General features: G+C 65.2%; 18 protein-coding genes. 16 read left to right on the forward strand and 2 right to left on the reverse strand.

The window, feature by feature from the left end:
- Nucleotides 1–86: 86 nt before the first annotated feature.
- From cysM to BM046_RS01270, 10 genes are all read left to right on the forward strand, one after another.
- Nucleotides 87–989 (forward strand): cysteine synthase CysM, encoded by a 903-nt coding sequence (gene cysM / locus BM046_RS01225; protein WP_090536177.1) that lies wholly within the window; start codon nt 87–89, stop codon nt 987–989.
- On the forward strand, nt 986–2,341 hold the full coding sequence (gene rlmD, locus BM046_RS01230) for a 23S rRNA (uracil(1939)-C(5))-methyltransferase RlmD (RefSeq protein WP_090536179.1): 1,356 nt from the start codon (nt 986–988) through the stop codon (nt 2,339–2,341). Before cysM ends, rlmD begins: the two co-directional genes overlap by 4 nt.
- Entirely contained in the window at nt 2,341–4,587 is a 2,247-nt protein-coding gene (gene relA / locus BM046_RS01235; protein WP_090536181.1) for a GTP diphosphokinase, read from the forward strand. The genes rlmD and relA overlap by 1 nt, the downstream gene beginning before the upstream one ends.
- Complete coding sequence (gene mazG, locus BM046_RS01240; protein WP_268875165.1) at nt 4,584–5,402, forward strand: nucleoside triphosphate pyrophosphohydrolase; 819 nt, start codon at nt 4,584–4,586, stop codon at nt 5,400–5,402. Before relA ends, mazG begins: the two co-directional genes overlap by 4 nt.
- Nucleotides 5,403–5,679: 277 nt before the next feature.
- Nucleotides 5,680–6,327, forward strand: a complete 648-nt coding sequence (gene adk, locus BM046_RS01245; protein ID WP_090536864.1) for an adenylate kinase — start codon at nt 5,680–5,682, stop codon at nt 6,325–6,327.
- Between the two features lie 93 nt (nt 6,328–6,420).
- On the forward strand, nt 6,421–7,092 hold the full coding sequence (gene tsaB / locus BM046_RS01250; RefSeq protein WP_090536183.1) for a tRNA (adenosine(37)-N6)-threonylcarbamoyltransferase complex dimerization subunit type 1 TsaB: 672 nt from the start codon (nt 6,421–6,423) through the stop codon (nt 7,090–7,092).
- An 81-nt stretch (nt 7,093–7,173) separates the two neighbouring features.
- Nucleotides 7,174–7,467, forward strand: coding sequence for a hypothetical protein (locus BM046_RS01255; RefSeq protein WP_090536185.1), 294 nt, complete (start codon nt 7,174–7,176; stop codon nt 7,465–7,467).
- A 16-nt stretch (nt 7,468–7,483) separates the two neighbouring features.
- Entirely contained in the window at nt 7,484–8,371 is an 888-nt protein-coding gene (locus BM046_RS01260; protein WP_235818538.1) for a DUF72 domain-containing protein, read from the forward strand.
- Between the two features lie 54 nt (nt 8,372–8,425).
- Nucleotides 8,426–9,217, forward strand: coding sequence for a class I SAM-dependent methyltransferase (locus tag BM046_RS01265; protein ID WP_090536187.1), 792 nt, complete (start codon nt 8,426–8,428; stop codon nt 9,215–9,217).
- Nucleotides 9,218–9,296: 79 nt separating this feature from the next.
- Nucleotides 9,297–10,124, forward strand: a complete 828-nt coding sequence (locus tag BM046_RS01270; protein ID WP_090536189.1) for a metal-dependent hydrolase — start codon at nt 9,297–9,299, stop codon at nt 10,122–10,124.
- Between the two features lie 19 nt (nt 10,125–10,143).
- On the opposite strand, the gene plsB is transcribed toward BM046_RS01270, so the two are convergent.
- Nucleotides 10,144–12,612 carry a glycerol-3-phosphate 1-O-acyltransferase PlsB gene (plsB, locus tag BM046_RS01275; protein ID WP_090536191.1) on the reverse strand — a complete coding sequence of 823 codons (2,469 nt, stop codon included), beginning with the start codon at nt 12,610–12,612 and terminating at the stop codon, nt 10,144–10,146.
- 295 nt (nt 12,613–12,907) lie between these two features.
- Here plsB and BM046_RS01280 point away from each other — a divergent pair, with 295 nt between their 5' ends.
- The 6 genes from BM046_RS01280 (at nt 12,908) to BM046_RS01305 (ending at nt 18,221) form a co-directional block, all read left to right on the forward strand.
- The gene (locus tag BM046_RS01280) at nt 12,908–13,837 is read left to right on the forward strand and encodes an ABC transporter ATP-binding protein (protein WP_090536193.1); all 930 of its coding nucleotides are present in this window, start codon (nt 12,908–12,910) and stop codon (nt 13,835–13,837) included.
- A complete protein-coding gene (locus BM046_RS01285; protein ID WP_090536195.1) occupies nt 13,834–14,568 on the forward strand; it encodes an ABC transporter permease subunit in 735 nt (244 codons plus the stop codon). Before BM046_RS01280 ends, BM046_RS01285 begins: the two co-directional genes overlap by 4 nt.
- Before the next feature lie 17 nt (nt 14,569–14,585).
- Nucleotides 14,586–16,430 (forward strand): GldG family protein, encoded by a 1,845-nt coding sequence (locus BM046_RS01290; protein ID WP_090536197.1) that lies wholly within the window; start codon nt 14,586–14,588, stop codon nt 16,428–16,430.
- Between the two features lie 10 nt (nt 16,431–16,440).
- Nucleotides 16,441–17,424 carry a DUF4340 domain-containing protein gene (locus tag BM046_RS01295; RefSeq protein WP_090536199.1) on the forward strand — a complete coding sequence of 328 codons (984 nt, stop codon included), beginning with the start codon at nt 16,441–16,443 and terminating at the stop codon, nt 17,422–17,424.
- 294 nt (nt 17,425–17,718) lie between these two features.
- On the forward strand, nt 17,719–17,928 hold the full coding sequence (locus BM046_RS01300; RefSeq protein ID WP_090536201.1) for a cold-shock protein: 210 nt from the start codon (nt 17,719–17,721) through the stop codon (nt 17,926–17,928).
- The gene (locus BM046_RS01305; protein WP_143084127.1) at nt 17,925–18,221 is read left to right on the forward strand and encodes a hypothetical protein; all 297 of its coding nucleotides are present in this window, start codon (nt 17,925–17,927) and stop codon (nt 18,219–18,221) included. The genes BM046_RS01300 and BM046_RS01305 overlap by 4 nt, the downstream gene beginning before the upstream one ends.
- 6 nt (nt 18,222–18,227) lie before the next feature.
- Here BM046_RS01305 and BM046_RS01310 read toward each other — a convergent pair whose 3' ends face one another.
- Complete coding sequence (locus tag BM046_RS01310; RefSeq protein WP_090536204.1) at nt 18,228–18,611, reverse strand: hypothetical protein; 384 nt, start codon at nt 18,609–18,611, stop codon at nt 18,228–18,230.
- Nucleotides 18,612–18,613: the final 2 nt, after the last annotated feature.

The following is an 18,613-nucleotide window of genomic DNA, read 5'->3' on the forward strand; positions in this document are numbered from 1 at the left end:
TGCATCCCTTTCCCGGTTGCCGTTATCATAGATCGAAAAGCACCACCGGGGCAGCTGCCCGGTTTGCCCCCGCTGAAGGATGTATGATGAAAACCAGCTTTCCGACCATTGCCGACTGCATCGGCAATACCCCCCTGGTCCGCCTGCAACGCATGACCGGTGACACCAGCAACACCATTCTGCTCAAGCTCGAGGGGAACAACCCCGCCGGCTCGGTCAAGGATCGTCCGGCGCTGTCGATGATCCGCCTGGCCGAGCAGCGTGGTGACATCCGCCCCGGCGACACCCTGATCGAGGCGACCTCCGGCAACACCGGCATCGCCCTGGCGATGGCAGCGGCGATCATGGGCTACCGCATGATCCTGATCATGCCGGAGAACTCCAGCGGCGAGCGCAAGTGGGCCATGACCGCCTACGGCGCCGAACTCATCCTGGTCAGCAAGGAAGAGGGCATGGAAGGCGCCCGCGACCTGGCCCTGCAGATGCAGCGTGACGGCAAGGGCAAGGTGCTCGACCAGTTCGGCAACATGGACAATCCCGAGGCCCATTATCAGGGCACCGGCCCCGAGATCTGGCGCGACACCCAGGGTCAGGTGACCCACTTCGTCAGCTCCATGGGCACCACCGGCACCATCATGGGGGTGTCCCGCTATCTCAAGGAGCAGAACCCGGACATCCAGATCGTCGGCCTGCAACCGACCGAAGGGGCTGCCATTCCGGGTATCCGCCGCTGGCCGCAGGAGTACCTGCCCAGCATCTTCGACCGCAGCCGGGTGGATCTGGTGGTGGACATGAGCCAGCAGGAGGCCGAGGACACCATGCGTCGTCTGGCGCGGGAAGAGGGCATCTTCTGTGGCGTGTCCTCCGGCGGCGCCGTGGCGGCGGCGCTGCGGCTCAATGCCGAACTGGAGAATGCGGTGATAGTGGTGATCATCTGTGACCGGGGGGATCGCTACCTGTCCACCGGGGTGTTTGATGGCCGCGCATGAATAGGGGGCGGGGTCGACCCAGACGGGCGACTGATGCTCCGGCAGCGACAGGCCAGCGCATCGAGCTTTCCCTGGAGCGTCTTACCCATGACGGCCGCGGTATCGGCCGCTGGCAGGGGCGCACCGTGTTCGTCGAGGGCGGGTTGCCCGGCGAACAGGTGGTCGCGCGGGTGGTGCGTGCGCGCAGCAAGCTGATCGAGGCGCGTCTCGAGCAACTGCGCACCGCCAGTCCCGAGCGGCAGGAACCCGCCTGCCCGCACATTGCCCTGTGTGGCGGTTGCAGTCTCCAGCATGTTCCCCAATCCACCCAGCTGCAGCTCAAGCAGCAGGCGCTGAGTCAGCAGCTGGAACACTTTGCCGGTCTGCAGCCCGAGCGCTGGATGCCGGCGCTCACCGGGCCCGAGTACGGTTACCGTCAGCGTACCCGGCTGTCGGTGCGCGAGGACCCGCGCAGCGGCCGGCTGCAGGTCGGCTATCGCCAGCGTGCCAGCAGCGAACTGGTGGAGATCAGTCGCTGCCCGGTGCTGATCCCCCGGCTGGAAGGGGTGCTGCGGGATCTGTCGGAGCAACTGCAACTGCTCGAAGGGCGCAGCGGCCTGGGTCATGTGGAGCTGGTGGGCGGGCTGCATCCCGGTCTGATCGTGCGGCACCTGCGGCCCCTGAGCGAGGCGGACCGGCAGCGGCTGCTGGACCTGGCCGGTCGCCACGGGCTGGCCTGCTATCTGCAATCGGGCAGCGAAGGAATCCTGCATTGCCTCAGCGGCGACGGCGCTCAGCCGGCCTATCGGCTGGATGACCAGCAACTGACCTTCCATTTCGCCGCCGGTGACTTCACCCAGGTCAATGCCGAGATCAACCGGCAGATGGTCAATCAGGCCCTGGACTGGCTCGCTATCCAGCCCGGTGAGCGGGTCCTGGATCTGTTCTGTGGCGTCGGCAACTTCAGCCTGCCGCTGGCCCGGGCAGGGGCCCTGGTGACCGGTGTCGAGGGCAGTGCCGAGATGGTCGAACGGGCCGCCGCCAATGCCCGGCTCAATGGCCTGGGCCAGACGCACTTTTACCAGGCGGACTTGTCGAACAGCCTGGACAGCGCCTGGCTGCATCAGGACTACGATGCGGCGCTGCTGGATCCGCCCCGAGACGGTGCGGCACAGATGGCCGGCATGCTGGCGCAGAAAAGGGTGCAACGGATACTCTATGTGTCCTGCAACCCTGCCACCCTGGCACGGGATGCAGGCATTCTGTCGGCGGCGGGTTATCGATTGGTGCAGGCGGGTATCATGGACATGTTCCCCCAGACTGCACATGTGGAAGCCATGGCACTCTTCGTGTCGGGCAAGGATAGAAAGTAATGGTACAAGTCAGAGCAGAGCATCCGGTCAACCAGGATGGCACTGTAGATATCGACGCCTGGATTGAACGTATCCAGCAACGCGTGCCGCTGCCCGAACCGCAGCAGCTCAAGCAGGCCTGCGAATGGGCTGCCCAGCTGGATCGTGACACCAGCCAGACCGAGCATCGCTGGGCCAACGGAGCCAGCAGTTACCGCACCGGTCTGGAAATGGCGGAAATCCTTGCCGACCTGAAACTCGATCAGGAATCCCTGGTGGCGGCCGTGATCTACCGCGCCGTGCGCGAGCAGAAGACCACGGCGGAGGACGTTCGCCTGCGCCTGGGTGACGAGGTCGCGGAACTGGTAGACGGTGTGCAGCGCATGGCGGCGATCAGCATTTCCCACAACCCCTCCGGGGTGAAGGCGTTCAATGCCCAGTCCCAGGTCGAGAACCTGCGCAAGATGCTGGTCACCATGATCGACGACGTGCGCGTGGTGCTGATCAAACTGGCCGAGCGGACCTGTGCCATCCGCGCGGTCAAGGATGCCCCCGAGGAAAAGCGCTACCGGGTGGCCCGTGAGGTGTTCGACATCTATGCGCCGCTGGCCCACCGTCTGGGTATCGGTCATATCAAGTGGGAGCTGGAGGACCTGTCCTTCCGCTACCTGGAACCGCACAAGTACAAGCAGATCGCCAGTCTGCTGGACGAGCGCCGGCTGGATCGCCAGCAGTACATCGAGGCGGTGATGTCCCAGCTGCGCCATGAGCTGTCCGGCGCCGGCATTGATGGCGAGATCACCGGGCGGGTCAAGCATATCTACTCGATCTGGCGCAAGATGCAGAACAAGGGCCTGGATTTCAGCCAGATCTATGACGTGCGTGCGGTGCGTATCCTGGTACCCGAAGTCCGGGACTGTTATACCGCACTGGGTATCGTGCATACCCTGTGGCGGCATATCCCCAACGAATTCGACGACTACATCGCCAACCCCAAGGAGAACGGCTATCGCTCGCTGCATACCGCGGTGATAGGCCCCGAGGGCAAGGTGCTGGAGGTGCAGATCCGTACCCATGCCATGCATGAGGAAGCGGAGCTGGGCGTCTGCGCCCACTGGCGCTACAAGGGGACCGACGTCGACAGCAACTCCAATGCCTACGAGGACAAGATCGCCTGGCTGCGTCAGGTCCTGGAATGGCACGAGGAAATGGGCGACATCGGCGGCCTGGCGGAGCAGCTGCGGGTCGATTTCGAACCCGACCGCATCTATCTGTTCACCCCCGATGGTCACGTGCTGGATGTGCCCCGGGGAGCGACCCCGCTGGACTTCGCCTACCGGGTGCATACCGAGATCGGCCACAACTGCCGTGGCGCCAAGGTCAACGGCCGGATAGTGCCGCTCAACTACGTACTGCAGACCGGGGAGCAGGTGGAGATCATCACCGGGCGTACCGGCGGGCCGAGCCGCGACTGGCTCAACCCCAACCTGGGCTACGTCAACACCTCCCGGGCCCGGGCCAAGGTGCAGCACTGGTTCAAGCAGCAGGCCCGCGAGCAGAACGTGCAGGCCGGCAAGGTCATGCTCGAACGCGAACTGGCTCGCATGGCGCTGACCGGTACCGACTACGCGCAGCTGATTGAACGCCTGGGCATCCGCAGCCAGGAGGACCTGTTCGCCGCACTGGGTTCGGGGGACATACGGCTCAATCACGTGGTCAACGTCGCCCACCAGCTGGTCGAGCCGGACCGGCACGCCGAGCAGCTGGAGCTGATTCCCCGGCGCCAGCAGAAGTCCGGCCGGCGCGGCGATGTGCACATCCAGGGTGTCGGCAACCTGCTGACGCAGCTGGCCGGCTGCTGTCAGCCGGTACCGGGTGACCCCATCATCGGCTATATCACCGTCGGCCGTGGCGTGACCGTGCACCGGGCCGACTGTGCCACCGCGCTGCAACTGCAGGATCGCGAGTCCGAGCGGCTGATCGAGGTCAGCTGGGGCGGTGAGCCGGTGCAGACCTACCCGGTGGAGATCTTCATCAAGGCCTATGACCGTTCCGGTCTGCTGCGGGATGTCTCCCAGCTGCTGGCCAACGAGAAGATCAACGTGCTGGAGGCCAGCACCCGTACCAACCGCGACGACAACTACGCCAGCATGATGCTGACCCTTGAGGTGCCCAACCTGCACCTGCTGGGTCGCCTGCTGACCCGTATCGGTCAGCTGCCCAACGTCATCGAGGCGCGGCGCAACCGTCAGGAGCGTCGCGCGTGAGTTACCAGCTTGAGGACTTGCTGTATCTGATGCAGCGTCTGCGGGACCCCGAGCACGGCTGTCCCTGGGACCTGAAGCAGTCCTTCGCCAGCATAGCGCCGCATACCCTGGAGGAGGCCTACGAGGTGGCCGATGCCATCGCTGCCGGCGACCATGCCCAGCTGGCAGGGGAGGTGGGGGATCTGCTGTTCCAGGTGGTGTATTACGCCCAGCTCGGTCAGGAGGCCGGCCTGTTCGGCTGGAACGAGGTGGTGGATGGCATCACCCGCAAGCTGGTGCGGCGCCACCCCCATGTGTTTCCCGACGGCAATCTGCGCACCCCGCCCGGCACCCTGAAGCTGGACGAGGGCCAGATCAGCGAGCGCTGGGAGCAGATCAAGGCCGAGGAGCGTGCCGAACGGGCAGGGGAGCCGCGTCAGCTCTCGCTGCTGGATGATGTGCCGCGTGCGCTGCCGGCCCTGAGCCGCGCGCAGAAGCTGCAGAAGCGTGCAGCCGCCGAGGGTTTCGACTGGGACAGCGTCGGCCCGGTTATCGACAAGATCAGTGAAGAGCTGCAGGAAGTACGCGAAGCCATCGGTCGGCGTGATCAGGAGCAGATTGGCGAGGAGATCGGCGACCTGCTGTTTGCCATGGTCAACCTGGCCCGCCACCTCAAGGTGGACGCGGAAACCGCCCTGCGCGGTGGCAACGAGAAGTTCGAGCGGCGCCTGCGCTTCATCGAGACCCGGCTGCGGGAGGACGGCAAGGTGTTCGCCGAGACCGATCTGCAGGAGCTGGACAGCCTGTGGGACGAGGCCAAACGTCAGGGGTTGTAGTCGCTGATTCGGGCGCGACACCTTGTCGCGCCGCGCTGCCGTGAATCGGCGGATAACCGGCAAAATCCCGGAAACAGGGCGCTCCAGCCGGCGATTCCCCTGCGCTTACGACCAAAATCCAGTACTCATCCTGCTTGTGCCGAGCCGGTTGTGAGTGTATGTTGAACGCCTTTTTCGCTTTGCATAAACAGATTTTATGTCCCGGTTGCTTGCCGGGGCACGTCAGCCGGCGCCGGTCGCCGGTGGCCCGATTTCCGTTCAGATTGAGGAGTTCAACATGCGCGTCATCCTATTGGGTGCCCCCGGCGCGGGCAAGGGCACACAGGCCCAGTTCATCTGCCAGCGGTTCGATATTCCGCAGATCTCCACCGGCGACATGCTGCGTGCCGCAGTCAAGGCCGGCACCGAACTGGGCAAGCAGGTCAAGGAAGTGATGGATACCGGCGGCCTGGTCTCCGACGAGCTGATCATTGGTCTGATCAACGAGCGTATTGCTCAGGATGATTGCGCCAACGGCTTCCTGCTGGACGGCTTTCCGCGCACCATCCCCCAGGCCCAGGCACTGGTGGACGCAGGCATCAAGATCGATCACGTTCTGGAAATTGCCGTGGACGACGAGGAGATCGTCGGCCGCATTTCCGGTCGCCGGGTACACCCGGGTTCCGGTCGCACCTACCACCTGGAACACAATCCGCCGAAGCAGGCCGGCAAGGACGATGTGACCGGTGAAGAGCTGATCCAGCGTGAGGACGACAAGGAAGAGACCGTGCGCAAGCGTCTGCAGGTCTACCACACCCAGACCAAACCGCTGGTGGACTTCTACCAGAAGCTGTCCGCCGCCAACGGCGAGCCCAAGTGCTCCCGTGTCGAGGGCGTCGGCAGCGTCGAAGAGATCACTGCCCGCGTGCTGTCCGCGCTGAGCTGATCCGCTCGTCTGTCTGTTGTCAGGGCCCGTGCGATAGCCTCGCACGGGCCTTGTTGTTTGTTACAATCGCGTCTTTTCCCACAGTGTGCCCCCATGACTGCCACCCTGCTTGCCCTGGATACCGCCACCGAAGCCTGCTCCGCGGCCCTGCTGCATGACGGCCGAACGTATCGTCGTGCCCAGGTCGCGCCCCGTCTGCACGCCCAGCTGCTGCTGCCGATGATCGAGGAGCTGCTGGCCGAGGCCGGCATCACCCTGGGGGAGGTCGATGCCCTGGTGTTCGGCCGCGGACCGGGGGCCTTCACCGGCGTGCGCATTGCCACCGGTATGGTGCAGGGGCTGGCCTTTGCCAGTGACAAGCCGGTGATCGGCATCTCCAATCTGGCGGCGCTGGCCCAGCGCGCCTGGCGCGAGCACGGGGCAACCCGGGTCTGCGCGGCGATCGATGCACGCATGGACGAGGTGTACTGGGGCTGTTACGAGTTGCAGGACGGCTGCATGACTCTGGTGGGCCTGGAAGGCGTCTGTGCACCCGAACAGGTCGAGCTGCCCCGGGGCATGACGGCGGCGTCCGGCGCCGGCACCGGCTGGCAGTATGCCGGACGCATGGCGGTGCAGGTCGAGCAGAGCTGGCCGCAGATGCTGCCCGACGCAGCCGATCTGATCGAACTGGCATTGCCCCTGTGGCAGTCCGGCCAGACCCTGGATGCCGCCGAGGCGCAACCGGTGTACCTGCGGGACAGGGTGGCGACGCCCAAGGCGTGATCCGCCGGTCCCGCGTTTTGCGTTCGCGCCCCTGTGGCGCTAATCTAGCTGTTCCCGAACCCCGAGAAGAGTGTGTCGCCCATGCGTCTGGATGGTTTCCATCCCTCACCCCTGCTGCCACGCGCGCCGCGCCAGGCCGCTGCGGTGGAGAAGCCCGCGATCCAGCCTGCTCCCGTGCAGGAGGCGCAGGTGCGTGCGGTCCAGACGCGCGTGGTCGAGCGCAGCGCGGCAGCCGGCGAGTACATTCCCGCCCGTCAGGGTTCCCCTTTGCCGGCCAGTGGCCCCGCCAGTCAGGCCCTCAACCGCTATCTGGACATGTCGCGACTGTCCGATGCCGACGACCAGCTGAGCTCGCGCATCGACCTCTTTGTCTGAGCGCCCTGTCAGATCAGTGAGTACTGCAACGCCTCGTCTCATCCTCGGCTGCCCCCTGTGGGCCGAGCCGGCCTGGTGCGGGGCGCTGTACAGCTCCGGTGCGGACGCCGATCGGCGGCTCCACGAATACGGGCAGGTATTCGGCGCGGTGGAAGGCAACACCACCTTCTATGCGCTGCCGGAGCGGGATACCGTACGGCGCTGGGCCGAGCTGCTGCCCGCCGATTTCCACTTCTGCGCCAAGCTGCCCCGTGAAATCAGCCATGCCGATGTGCTGGATCCGCAGCACCCGCTGTTGACCCGCTTCTTCCATACCATGGCGCCGCTGGAGCAGCGTCTGGGACCGGTCTGGCTGCAGTTGCCGGCGCGCTTCGGTCCGGCCCAGCTGCCGCAGCTGGCGACCTTCCTCCAAGCCCTGCCCGAGGGCGGGCGCTATGCCGTGGAGGTGCGTCACCCGGACTTCTTCCGCAAGGACGACAACGAGCGCCGCCTCAACCGCATGTTGTTCGAGCGGGGCATGGAGCGCATCATGTTCGACAGCCGCGGTCTGTTCGCCAGTCCCGATCAGGATCCCGCTACCCTGGATGCCCGCCGGCGCAAACCCAGGCTGCCGGTGCACGCGCTGGCCCTGGCCGACCGGCCCACGGTGCGTTTCATTGCCGGCATGGATAACCAGCAGAGCCTGCGCTGGCTGGCCCCCTGGCTGGACAAGTGCCGGCAATGGCTGGAAGAGGGCCGCAGCCCCATTCTCTTCATGCATACCCCGGACAACCGTCTGGCCCCCGAGCTGGCCCGGCTGTTCCACCAGCAGCTGGCCGAGCGACTGCCGTCCCTGGCACCGCTGCCGGCCTGGCCGGGGGAAGAGGAACAGCGTCAGGCGCCGCGGCAGGTCGGTCTGTTCTGATCTGCCGGCCCCGGCTGGGGTACACTGGCGGCTTTTCCCCTGTCAGGTTTTGCGATGAACGAGACGTCCCCCGGCCGCGTGGCTGTCCACTGGCTCAACCCCGATCTGGAGTCCGCCGCCCGGTTACTGGCCGCCCGCCTGAATCTGCCCCCCTACGCAGAGGGCGACGCCGCCGATCTGCTGCTGCAGCTGGGCGACGATGGCCTCAGGCTGCTGGCCACCGCCGAGGACGCCCCGGGTGCAGTGCGGGTCGATTTTGTCGAAGGCGCCCTGGCCCATCGCCGCCAGTACGGCGGCGGGGCGGGGCAGATGGTGGCACGGGCGGTGGGTATCCGCGGGTCGATACGCCCGCGGGTGCTGGATGCCACGGCCGGGTTGGGGCGGGACGCCTTCGTGCTGGCTGCCCTGGGCTGCGAGGTGACCCTGATCGAGCGCCAGCCGGTGATCGCCGCGCTGCTGGCCGACGGTCTGCAGCGGGCCAGGGAGGCCGGTGGCGAGGTGGCGGAAATCGCCGGGCGCATGCAGCTGCTCGAGGGCGACGCCATCGAGCTGATGGCTGCCTGGAGCGGAGCTGTTCCCGAGGTCATCCACCTGGACCCCATGTTCCCGCACCGGCAGAAATCGGCCCTGGTAAAGAAGGAAATGCGCCTGTTCCGGCCCCTGGCCGGGGATGACCTGGATGCGCCCCAGCTGCTGGCGGCGGCGCTGGCGCTGGCCAGCCATCGGGTGGCAGTCAAGCGCCCACGCAAGGCGCCGATCATCGAGGGGCCCCGGCCCAGCGCCGAGCTGACCGGCCAATCCAGTCGGTATGACATCTACGGCAAGCGCCGGCTGGAGGCCGACTGATCGGCAGGGTTGCAGGATTCAAACAAGTGTTCCAGTATGCAGGGGAGGTCCGATAACAATTATTCTGCGGAGGCCCGTCATGCTGTCATCCACGCCGGATCATCTGGACATTCGGCCGCGCCGACTCAACGCTGCGCTGCCCGACCCCCTGCCGCGCTGGTGGCTGGGTAACGATCCCTTCCGTACCCACTTCTTCAACGCCATGTCGGTGCTGTTCCCGGATGGGGAGCAGTTCTTCATCGACTCGGTGCGTCATTTCCGCGATCGGGTCACCGACCCCGCGCTGGCACAGCAGATCCGCGGTTTCATCGGCCAGGAGGCCCACCACAGCCGCGAGCATATCGAGTACAACCAGCGGCTGCGGGACCTGGGCTATGACATCGATGCCCTGGAGCGTCCGGTCAAGCAGCGCATCCGCTGGATCCACAAGAACTTTTCCCCCGAACGGCAGCTGGCCGCCACCGTCGCCCTGGAGCATTTCACCGCGATCATGGCCGATACCGTACTGCGCCACCCGCATTGGCTGGCGGATGCAGACCCGGAGATGCGCCGCCTGTGGCGCTGGCACGCACTGGAAGAGACCGAACACAAATCGGTAGCCTTCGACGTCTACATGCAGGTCTGCGGTGACCGGCGCATGCTGCGTCGGGCCATGCGCCTGTCGACCTTCTTCTTCCTGCGGGATGTGACCATAGGCACCCTGAGCATGCTGCGCCGGGATGGCCAGCTCAACCTGCGCACCTGGTGGCGCGGAATGCGCTGGCTGTGGGGCAAGGGAGGTTTCTTCCGGCATCTGCTGGGCGCTTACCGGGATTTCTTCCGCAGGGATTTCCACCCCTGGAAGCATGACAATTCCGCCCTGATGCACCAGGTGGCAAGCGAATACAGCGACGCCCTGGTGCGCTGACCGCTGACAGCGCCGGATTCTACCCGGCGCTGCGTGCCACCTGGCGGATCGACAGGCGGATTTCCGCACTCAGCACCCGCCGGGCGGTGTTCTCGGCAATGTCCTCCAGCTCCGGCAGATAGTGCAGGCGGCCCTCGTCATCCGGGCTGAGCACCTGCTCATCGAGCAGGCGCTGGATGAACTGGCGGAACAGGGTCTTGTCGAAGAACTCCGGCGCGTTGAGGCCGTGCAGGATCGACAGGCGCTGGGCCATCACGGTGCACAGCGACTCCAGCTGCTCGGCGGTCAGGCTGCCGTTGGGGTTGTTCAGCAGCAACGCCGCGACCATGTAGAAACGTTCGAGCATCTGGATGATGCTGCGCGCCAGCAGCGTCAGCAGCACGAATTCGCTGGAGGCGGTATCCGGGCGGTGGATCTGACCGCCTTCCTCAAGCAGCAGGCCGCAGCCGATCAGCCCGTCCACATAGCGCTGTATCACCGCCGGCAGGTCCTCGTCCTGCCAGTGCATGAACAGCTCGCCCTGCAGATAGGGATACAGCGCACTGACCAGACGCTCGATCTGCTCCCGGTTCATGCGCGCGTTGTTGAGGAACAGACTGGCGATCAGCGCCGGCAGGGCGACCAGATGCAGGATATTGTTCCGATACCAGGTCAGCAGCACGGCCTGGGGCTCGTCCAGATAGAGAATCTCGCCCAGGGCGTCGGATTGTCGGCCGATCATGCCCATGGATTCCACATGACGTATCTGCTCCATCCCGCTGCCGGGAGCCAGGGTCACGTTGGGGCTGTAGGGGGTATCACGCAGCAGGCGGGTGAAGGTGTCTATGGTGCGCGCCAGGGTGGCTTCGTCCAGCGCCAGGCGGCGGGTGGAGAGCATCACCAGGGCGACCAGATTCACCGGGTTGGCATCGGCCGCGGCGTTGATCGAGCCGCCCAGGGTGCGGGCCAGGCGGTTGGTCACCTCGGGCAGCCATTCCGGGCGGAATTCCGGCTCGCCGCGCTGCAGACGCCAGGCCGGCTGGTGTCGGTCGAGGAACTCGGTCAGCGCCACCGGCTCGCCGAAGTTCACCGTCACCTCACCGAACTTCAGCTTGAGCGCTGACAATACCCGGAACAGATCGAAGATGGATTCCTTCTTCTTTGCCTGACCCCGCAGCTCGCCCAGGTAGGTGCGTCCCTCCAGCACCCTTTCGTAACCGATGTACACCGGCATGAACACGATCGGCCGGCGTGAGGAGCGCAGGTAGCTGCGCAACGTGATGGCGAGCATACCGGTGCGCGGGTCGAGCAGGCGACCTGTGCGCGAGCGGCCGCCCTCGATAAAGTACTCCACCGGGAAGCCACGGCTGAACAGCAGGTGCAGGTATTCGTTGAACACCGCCGTGTACAGCTGGTTGCCGCGGAAACTGCGGCGCATGAAGAAGGCGCCGCCACGGCGCAGGATGTTGCCGATCACCGGCATGTTCAGGTTGATGCCGGCGGCGATGTGTGGCGGCGTCAGACTGTTGCGGAACAGCAGGTAGGACAGCAGCAGGTAATCGATGTGGCTGCGGTGGCAGGGCACATAGATGATCTCCTTGCCCGGGGCGATGTTCTGCACGTTCTCCAGGTTGTTGACCTTGACCCCGTCGTACAGCTTGTTCCAGAACCAGGACAGCACCACCTCGAGGAAACGGATGATGGTGTAGGTGAAGTCCGAGGCGATCTCGTTGGCGTAGCGGGCGGCACGCTCCCGGGCGCGTTCGAGGCTGATGTTCTCCTCGGCGGCCTCGCGTTCGATGGCGGCCCGCACCAGCGGCCCATGCATCAGCCCCTTGAGCAGGGTAGCCCGGTGCGCCAGCTCGGGGCCGACCACGGCACCGCGCTGCTCGCGGAAATGCACCCGCAGCAGCCGGTTGACCTTGCGCAGGTTGCGGTCGTGTCCCAGATTCTCTGCGGTGAGCTGGCGCAGCGACAGCGGCTCGCCGAAGCTCACACGGATCTTGCGCCCATGCAGCAGGATGGCGAGGAACTTGCGCAGCTTACCGCCAACGCCCCAGTTGTAGGCGAACAGCAGTTTCAGCGGGGAGGACTCCACATCCGGGGACTGGCCCCAGAACACGCTGACCGGCACCAGCTGCACATCCGGGGTAACCCGCAGTTCCACTGCGGTCAGGGCGCGCAGCAGGCGCGGCGAGCGCTTGCGCGGGTCGGGGCGGCCGCTCCAGGGCAGTTCGCTGGTCAGGTGCAAGTGCGAGGCGTCTTCCTCCAGAGTGCCGCCCGGCGGCAGGGTAGGCCGCGGCAGCCCGAGGCGGGCACACTCCCGGTCCAGCACCAGCAGGTCGGACAGCGAGCGCCCGGGCAGGACATAGAGAATGGGCGTGTCCGGCTGGGGAGCCACCTTCGCCAGCGGATCACCGATGCAGTCCGACCGGGCCCACAGGTACAGGGCGCGCCGCATCAAACCGAAGTGCAGGCGACTGAACAGGGAGGAGTTGGAGGACGGCATGGACGCTCTCTGACTGGCTGGGCTTGCGGGGGATTCTACCCATTAAGCAAGGCACTTTAATACCCTGTTACATTCGCCGCTGCGCGCCGGCAACTTGAAACCGGCGATGCCGTGCCCATATCAGGCTGCAGCAAGGATGTTCTTGCGACAGGCATGGCAAGCGCAGGGCCGGAGGAGGGATGGATGCTCAATCATGCCTTGAATGTCTTTCCCTGCACCGGGCCAATCCATGTATTCTTGCAGCCTTTGACCGCCTTTTTGCGGTGTGTCGGTAACTGGGGATATGGAAGAGGTCATGATAAAGATAAACAGCCTGACCAAGCGATTCGGCGAGCACGTCGCCGTGGACAACTTGTCCTTTGAAGTAAGACCGGGGGAGGTGCTGGGGTTTCTGGGGCCCAACGGGGCCGGCAAGTCCACCACCATGAAGATGCTGACCGGCTTTCTCGCGCCGGATGGCGGCAGCGCCTCCATCTGTGGTTTCGATATCCGCACCCAGACCCTGCAGGCCCAGCGGCAGATGGGGTATCTGCCCGAAGGCGCGCCCTGCTACGGCGACATGCGGGTCAAGGGTTTTCTCGAGTTCATCGCTCAGGTGCGTGGCCTGAGCGGCGCGGACCGTCGCCGGCAGGTTGACCGGGCGGTGGAGCAGCTGCAGCTTCAGGGCGTGCTCCACCAGACCATCGATACCCTGTCCAAGGGCTTCAAGCGCCGGGTCGGTCTGGCCCAGGCCATCCTGCACGATCCCCGGGTCCTGATCCTGGACGAACCCACCGACGGCCTGGACCCCAACCAGAAGCACCAGGTACGTGGACTGATCCAGCAGCTGGCCAGCGACAGCAACAAGATAGTGGTGATCTCCACGCATATTCTCGAAGAAGTGAGTGCGGTCTGCACCCGGGCCGTGGTGATTGCCCGTGGCCGCCTGCTGGCCGACGGCACCCCCGACGAGCTGGAAGCCCGCTCGCGCTACCACCAGGCGGTGACCCTGCTGCTGCAGCAGCCGGTGGACACCGCCGCGCTGCTGGCGCTGCCCGGCGTCAGCGGTGTGGAAGTGGCCCGCGAGGGCCATGAGGTGACCGTGCTGGCCGAGCCGGGCGCGGTGATCTTCCCGGCAGTGGGCGAGCATGCCCGCCAGCAGCAGTGGCAAGTCAAGGAGCTATCGGTCGAGCGCGGACGCCTGGATGAAGTGTTCCGCAGTCTGACTGCGGAGGAAGCCGCATGAATAGTCTGAACGTGATCTTCAAACGCGAACTGGCCAGCTATTTCGCTACCCCGCTGGCCTATATCTTCATCGTCATCTTCCTGGTGCTGTCCGCCGTCTTCACCTTCTATCTGGGTGGGTTCTACGAGGGCGGTCAGGCGGATCTGGTGCCCTTCTTCAACTTCCACCCCTGGCTGTACCTGTTCCTGGTGCCGGCGGTGGCCATGCGTCTGTGGGCCGAGGAGCGCAAGTCCGGCACCATCGAACTGCTGATGACCCTGCCGGTGTCCCGCGCCGACATGGTGCTGGGCAAGTTCCTCGCCGCCTGGGTCTTCGTCGGCATCGCACTGCTGCTGACCTTCCCGATCATCATCACGGTCAACTACCTGGGTGATCCGGACAACGGCGCCATCTTCACCGGCTACCTGGGCAGCTGGCTGCTGGCCGGCGGCTATCTGGCCATAGGCTCGTGCATGTCGGCGCTGACCCGCAACCAGGTGATCGCCTTCATCCTCAGCGTGGTGGCCTGCTTCGTGTTCATCGTCAGCGGCTTTCCGCTGGTGCTCGACCTGTTCCGCGGCTGGGCGCCCCAGTGGCTGCTCGATGCCATTGCCTCACTCAGTTTCCTGATCCGCTTCGATGCCATCAGCAAGGGCGTTCTGGACCTGCGTGACCTGTTGTATTTCATCTCGCTGATGGTGGCCTGGCTGGTGGCTACGGCGATTGTCATCGACCTGAAAAAGGCCGATTGAGGCAAAGGAGACTGCACATGAAACGACTGATGTATTCCGGTACCGGCCTGTTGCTCCTGTTGCTGGCCTTCATTGCCTTCAACATCACCTCCAACACCCTGCTGCCCGGGGCGCGGCTGGATCTGACCGAACAGAAGCTGTACACCATCTCCGATGGCACGCGGAAGATCCTGCGTGATCTGGAGGAGCCGGTGACCCTGTACTTCTTCTTCTCCGAGCGCGCCAGCAAGGATCTGGTCATGGTTCGCAACTACGCGCGGCGGGTGGAGGAAATGCTCAAGGAGTACGAGCGGGTAGCCGATGGCAAGCTGCGCCTGCACATCATCGACCCGCAACCCTTCTCCGAGGCTGAGGACCGCGCCGCCGAGTTCGGGCTGCAGGCGGTACCCCTGACCCAGACCGGTGAACAGCTGTACTTCGGTCTGGCCGGCACCAACGAGCTGGCCCAGCGCGAGATCATTCCCTTTTTCGCGCTGGATCAGGAAGGCCTGCTCGAGTACGAGCTCAGCCGGCTGGTCAACAGCCTGGCCCGGCCGGAGAAACCACGTATCGGCCTGATCTCCGCGCTGCCCCTGGGCGGCGGCATGAACCCCTTCAGCGGTCAGGCCACGGCGCCCTGGGTGGCCTACGAGCAGCTGCAGCAGGTATTCGGCGTGGAAGAGCTGGAAGCGGATATCGACGCCGTACCCGAGGACATCGATGTGCTGCTGCTGGTGCATCCCAAGACCCTCAGCGAGGCGGCCCTGTTCGCCATCGACCAGTTCGTGCTGCGCGGCGGCAAGCTGATGGCCTTCATCGATCCGGTGGCCGAATCGGATCAGAGCATGGAGGCCATGATGGATGGCATGGCCGATGGCCGTGCCTCGGATCTGGCTCCGCTGCTGGCGGCCTGGGGCGTGTCCTATGACCCCGAGCGGGTGGTGCTGGATTCGCGCCTGGGCATGTCCGTGGGTCGCGGTCAGGGGCAGCTGCCGGCCCGTCACATCGGCTGGCTGGAAGTGGAAAAGCAGTTCATGAGCCAGGACGATACCGTCACCGCACCGCTGCAGCTGCTGACCCTGGCCAGTGCCGGTTCACTGGTGCCGATGGAGGAGGCCAGCACCCGGTTCGAGCCGCTGCTGTCCAGCAGCCGGCACAGTGCGCTGACCCCCAGCAGCCGCTTCACCCGTCTGGAGGACCCGGAAACCCTGCTGCAGGGCTTCCGCGCCGATGAGCAGATCCACCATTTCGCCGCCCGGCTGCAGGGCCCGGCCAGTACCGCCTTCCCCGAGGGGCTGGAAGGGCGCGAGCCCGAGCTGACCGAAGCGGCCAACATCAACGTGGTGCTGGTTGCCGATACCGACCTGCTGACCGACCGCATGTGGGTACAGGTGCAGGACTTCTTCGGCCAGCGCATTCCCCAGCCCTGGGCGGACAACGGTGGTTTCCTGATCAACGCGCTGGACAACCTGTCCGGTTCCGAGGCGCTGATCAGCGTGCGTTCGCGGGGCAACTTCAGCCGTCCGTTCACCGTGGTTGAGGATCTGCAGCGCCAGGCTGAAAGCCGCTTCCGCGAAAGCGAGATGCGCCTGCAACAGCAGCTGGAGCAGACCGAACAGCGCCTGATCGAGCTGCAGCAGAACCAGGATCCGACCCAGCTGATCGAGCTCAGTGCCGAGCAGGAGCAGGAGATCCAGCGCTTCCTCGATCAGAAGCTGGAGATCCGCAAGCAGCTGCGGGACGTGCGCTACCAGCTGAACGCGGATATCGAGCGTCTGGGCACCTGGCTGAAGGTGATCAACATTGCACTGGTTCCGGCGTTGCTGACCCTGGCGGTGCTGCTGTGGTGGCTGCTGGGTCGGATGCGCCGCCGTACTGTCTAGGAGGACGGAGATGCGAAACAGGATTCTGATCGTTGCGGTCTTGGTGATACTGGCGCTGACGGCGGTAGCGTTGCAGATGCGCAGCAGCGAACGTATCGACGAGCTGGCCAGTCGCGAGCTGCTGTCGCCTGAACAGCAGCAGCAACTGGCCGGGCTGGAGCGGATCACCCTGAGCAAGGGCGAGTCCAGTGTCGAGCTGGCCCTGCTGGACGGGAACTGGGGCGTGCTCAGCCATGCCGGCTTCCCGGTACAGAAGGAACGTCTGGCAGCTCTGCTGCATGCCCTGCGTGGCGCCCGGGTGATCGAGGAGAAGACCAGCAACCCCGATCACCACGCCCGCCTGGGACTGGCTACCGACGACGCCACCCATCCTCCGCTGCAGGTGCAACTGCATGCCGCCGGCGAGGACTTCGGCGTGATCTATGGCAATCGGGTCGGCAATGGCCAGCTGGTACGCTTTGTCGGCAGCGATCAGGTGCTGCTGATCAACCGCCCCTTCGGCATGTCGGTCAACCCCCAGGACTGGCTGTCACTGCAGGTGGTGGACATGCCCCTGACCCTGGTGTCCCGGGCCCGCTGGCAGCACGCCGACGGCGAAACCCTGGAGCTGTCCAAGGCGGCCGAGGGGGAGTACAACCTCCAGCTTGAAGGCGCGGATGCGGAGCAGGGCGGCAACGAGCGCCAGATCAACAGCATGGTGCTGGCGCTGGTGAACCTGCGTGCGCAGAACGTGGCGCTGCGCGAGGAACTGGCGCTGCCCGAGCCCATGCTGCAGATGCAGGTCGATACCTGGGCCGGCAGTGAACTGCAGGCCAGCCTGTACAACCTCGAGGGGCGTTACTGGTTGCTGATCGACAGCTATACCGCCGCCGAGGCGGACAGCGAGCTGCAGGTCAACGCTGATTCGCGCTGGGCCTACCAGGTCGGTGTGGCCGATATGGAAAATCTCACCCGTCGTCGTCAGGACCTGCTGCGCAGCGGCGAATCCGACTGACATCCTTGCCCCGATGGCCGGCCGGTCATGGTCCGGCCACCGGGTATCCGATGGCAAATGCACATCGCCCCCTCTTGCAGCCGCACGCACTTTGGCTAGAATCGAAGCACGGCCTCTATAAACATTATTCCAGGTGGGGCGTATGACCGGCTTGCCGGCAGCGCTCCCCATGCCGGGCGCAATGCCGCATCAGGTTTCGCACCAGGTATCCAATGGACGTTGCACGGAGTGTCGCTATCGCCGCTCCGGCTTTCCGGGCGGTGTGGAATCATTTGTGATGTGGAGAAGGTGGTAATGTCTGATCGGCAAACCGGTACGGTTAAATGGTTCAACGATGCCAAGGGCTTTGGCTTCATTCAGCGTGAGTCGGGTCCGGATGTGTTCGTGCACTTCCGCGCCATTCGTGGCGAAGGGCACCGCACTCTGGTGGAAGGGCAGAAGGTCGAGTTCAACGTAACCCAGGGCCAGAAAGGGTTGCAGGCCGAGGACGTGGCAGCACTTTGAGTGCTGACGACCCGGCGCGCTGGTATTGCTGTTCACTGGGGGACGGCCTGCAGGCCGCTCAGCCATTGGACGCCATCCGGCAGGCCTTTGTACGGCGGTACCCGGTGGTCACACCGGATACCGCCGTATTCCTGCGTCATCGCCTCGAGGGGCTGCACTGCGACACCACGGTATTCTTCACGCCGGCACTGGCGGATCTGGCCAGGGAGTTCGGTGCTCACCGTTGCTACCCACCTGATGCCGGTGAGGTCGAGCTGCTGATCGGCTCGGACCGGTTACTGCCCCGGCACTGACCCCAATCAGGGCTTCTGGGCCCAGATGAATTCTTCCTCGCCCTCGACCGTCACCTTCATCCAGCGGTCGGCATCGGCCTCGCCCTGTTCCTCCTCCCAGCCGCCCACCGAACAGCGCACTTCCCGCTGGATGCCGGCAGCCACGGCCCGGGCGCACTCCAGGTCAGTGGCCCAGGGGGTGGCGTCGCTGTCGAACCAGATGCTGGCCCAGCGGCCGGCGGCGCGACGCACCAGCATCAGCGGAATCGGCGGCGCCGCCTGCAGGGTGCCGCGCCGGGTATTGCCCTTCCACTCGCCCAGCTGCAGCGGGCCGATCTGCTGTTCCAGCCAGCTGGTCAGCTCGTCGAGGAAGTCTTCCTTCACGTAGATCTCGATATCCGGTTGGCGCACAG

It is taken from the genome of Halopseudomonas formosensis (genome assembly GCF_900115905.1).
Classification (GTDB): domain Bacteria; phylum Pseudomonadota; class Gammaproteobacteria; order Pseudomonadales; family Pseudomonadaceae; genus Halopseudomonas; species Halopseudomonas formosensis.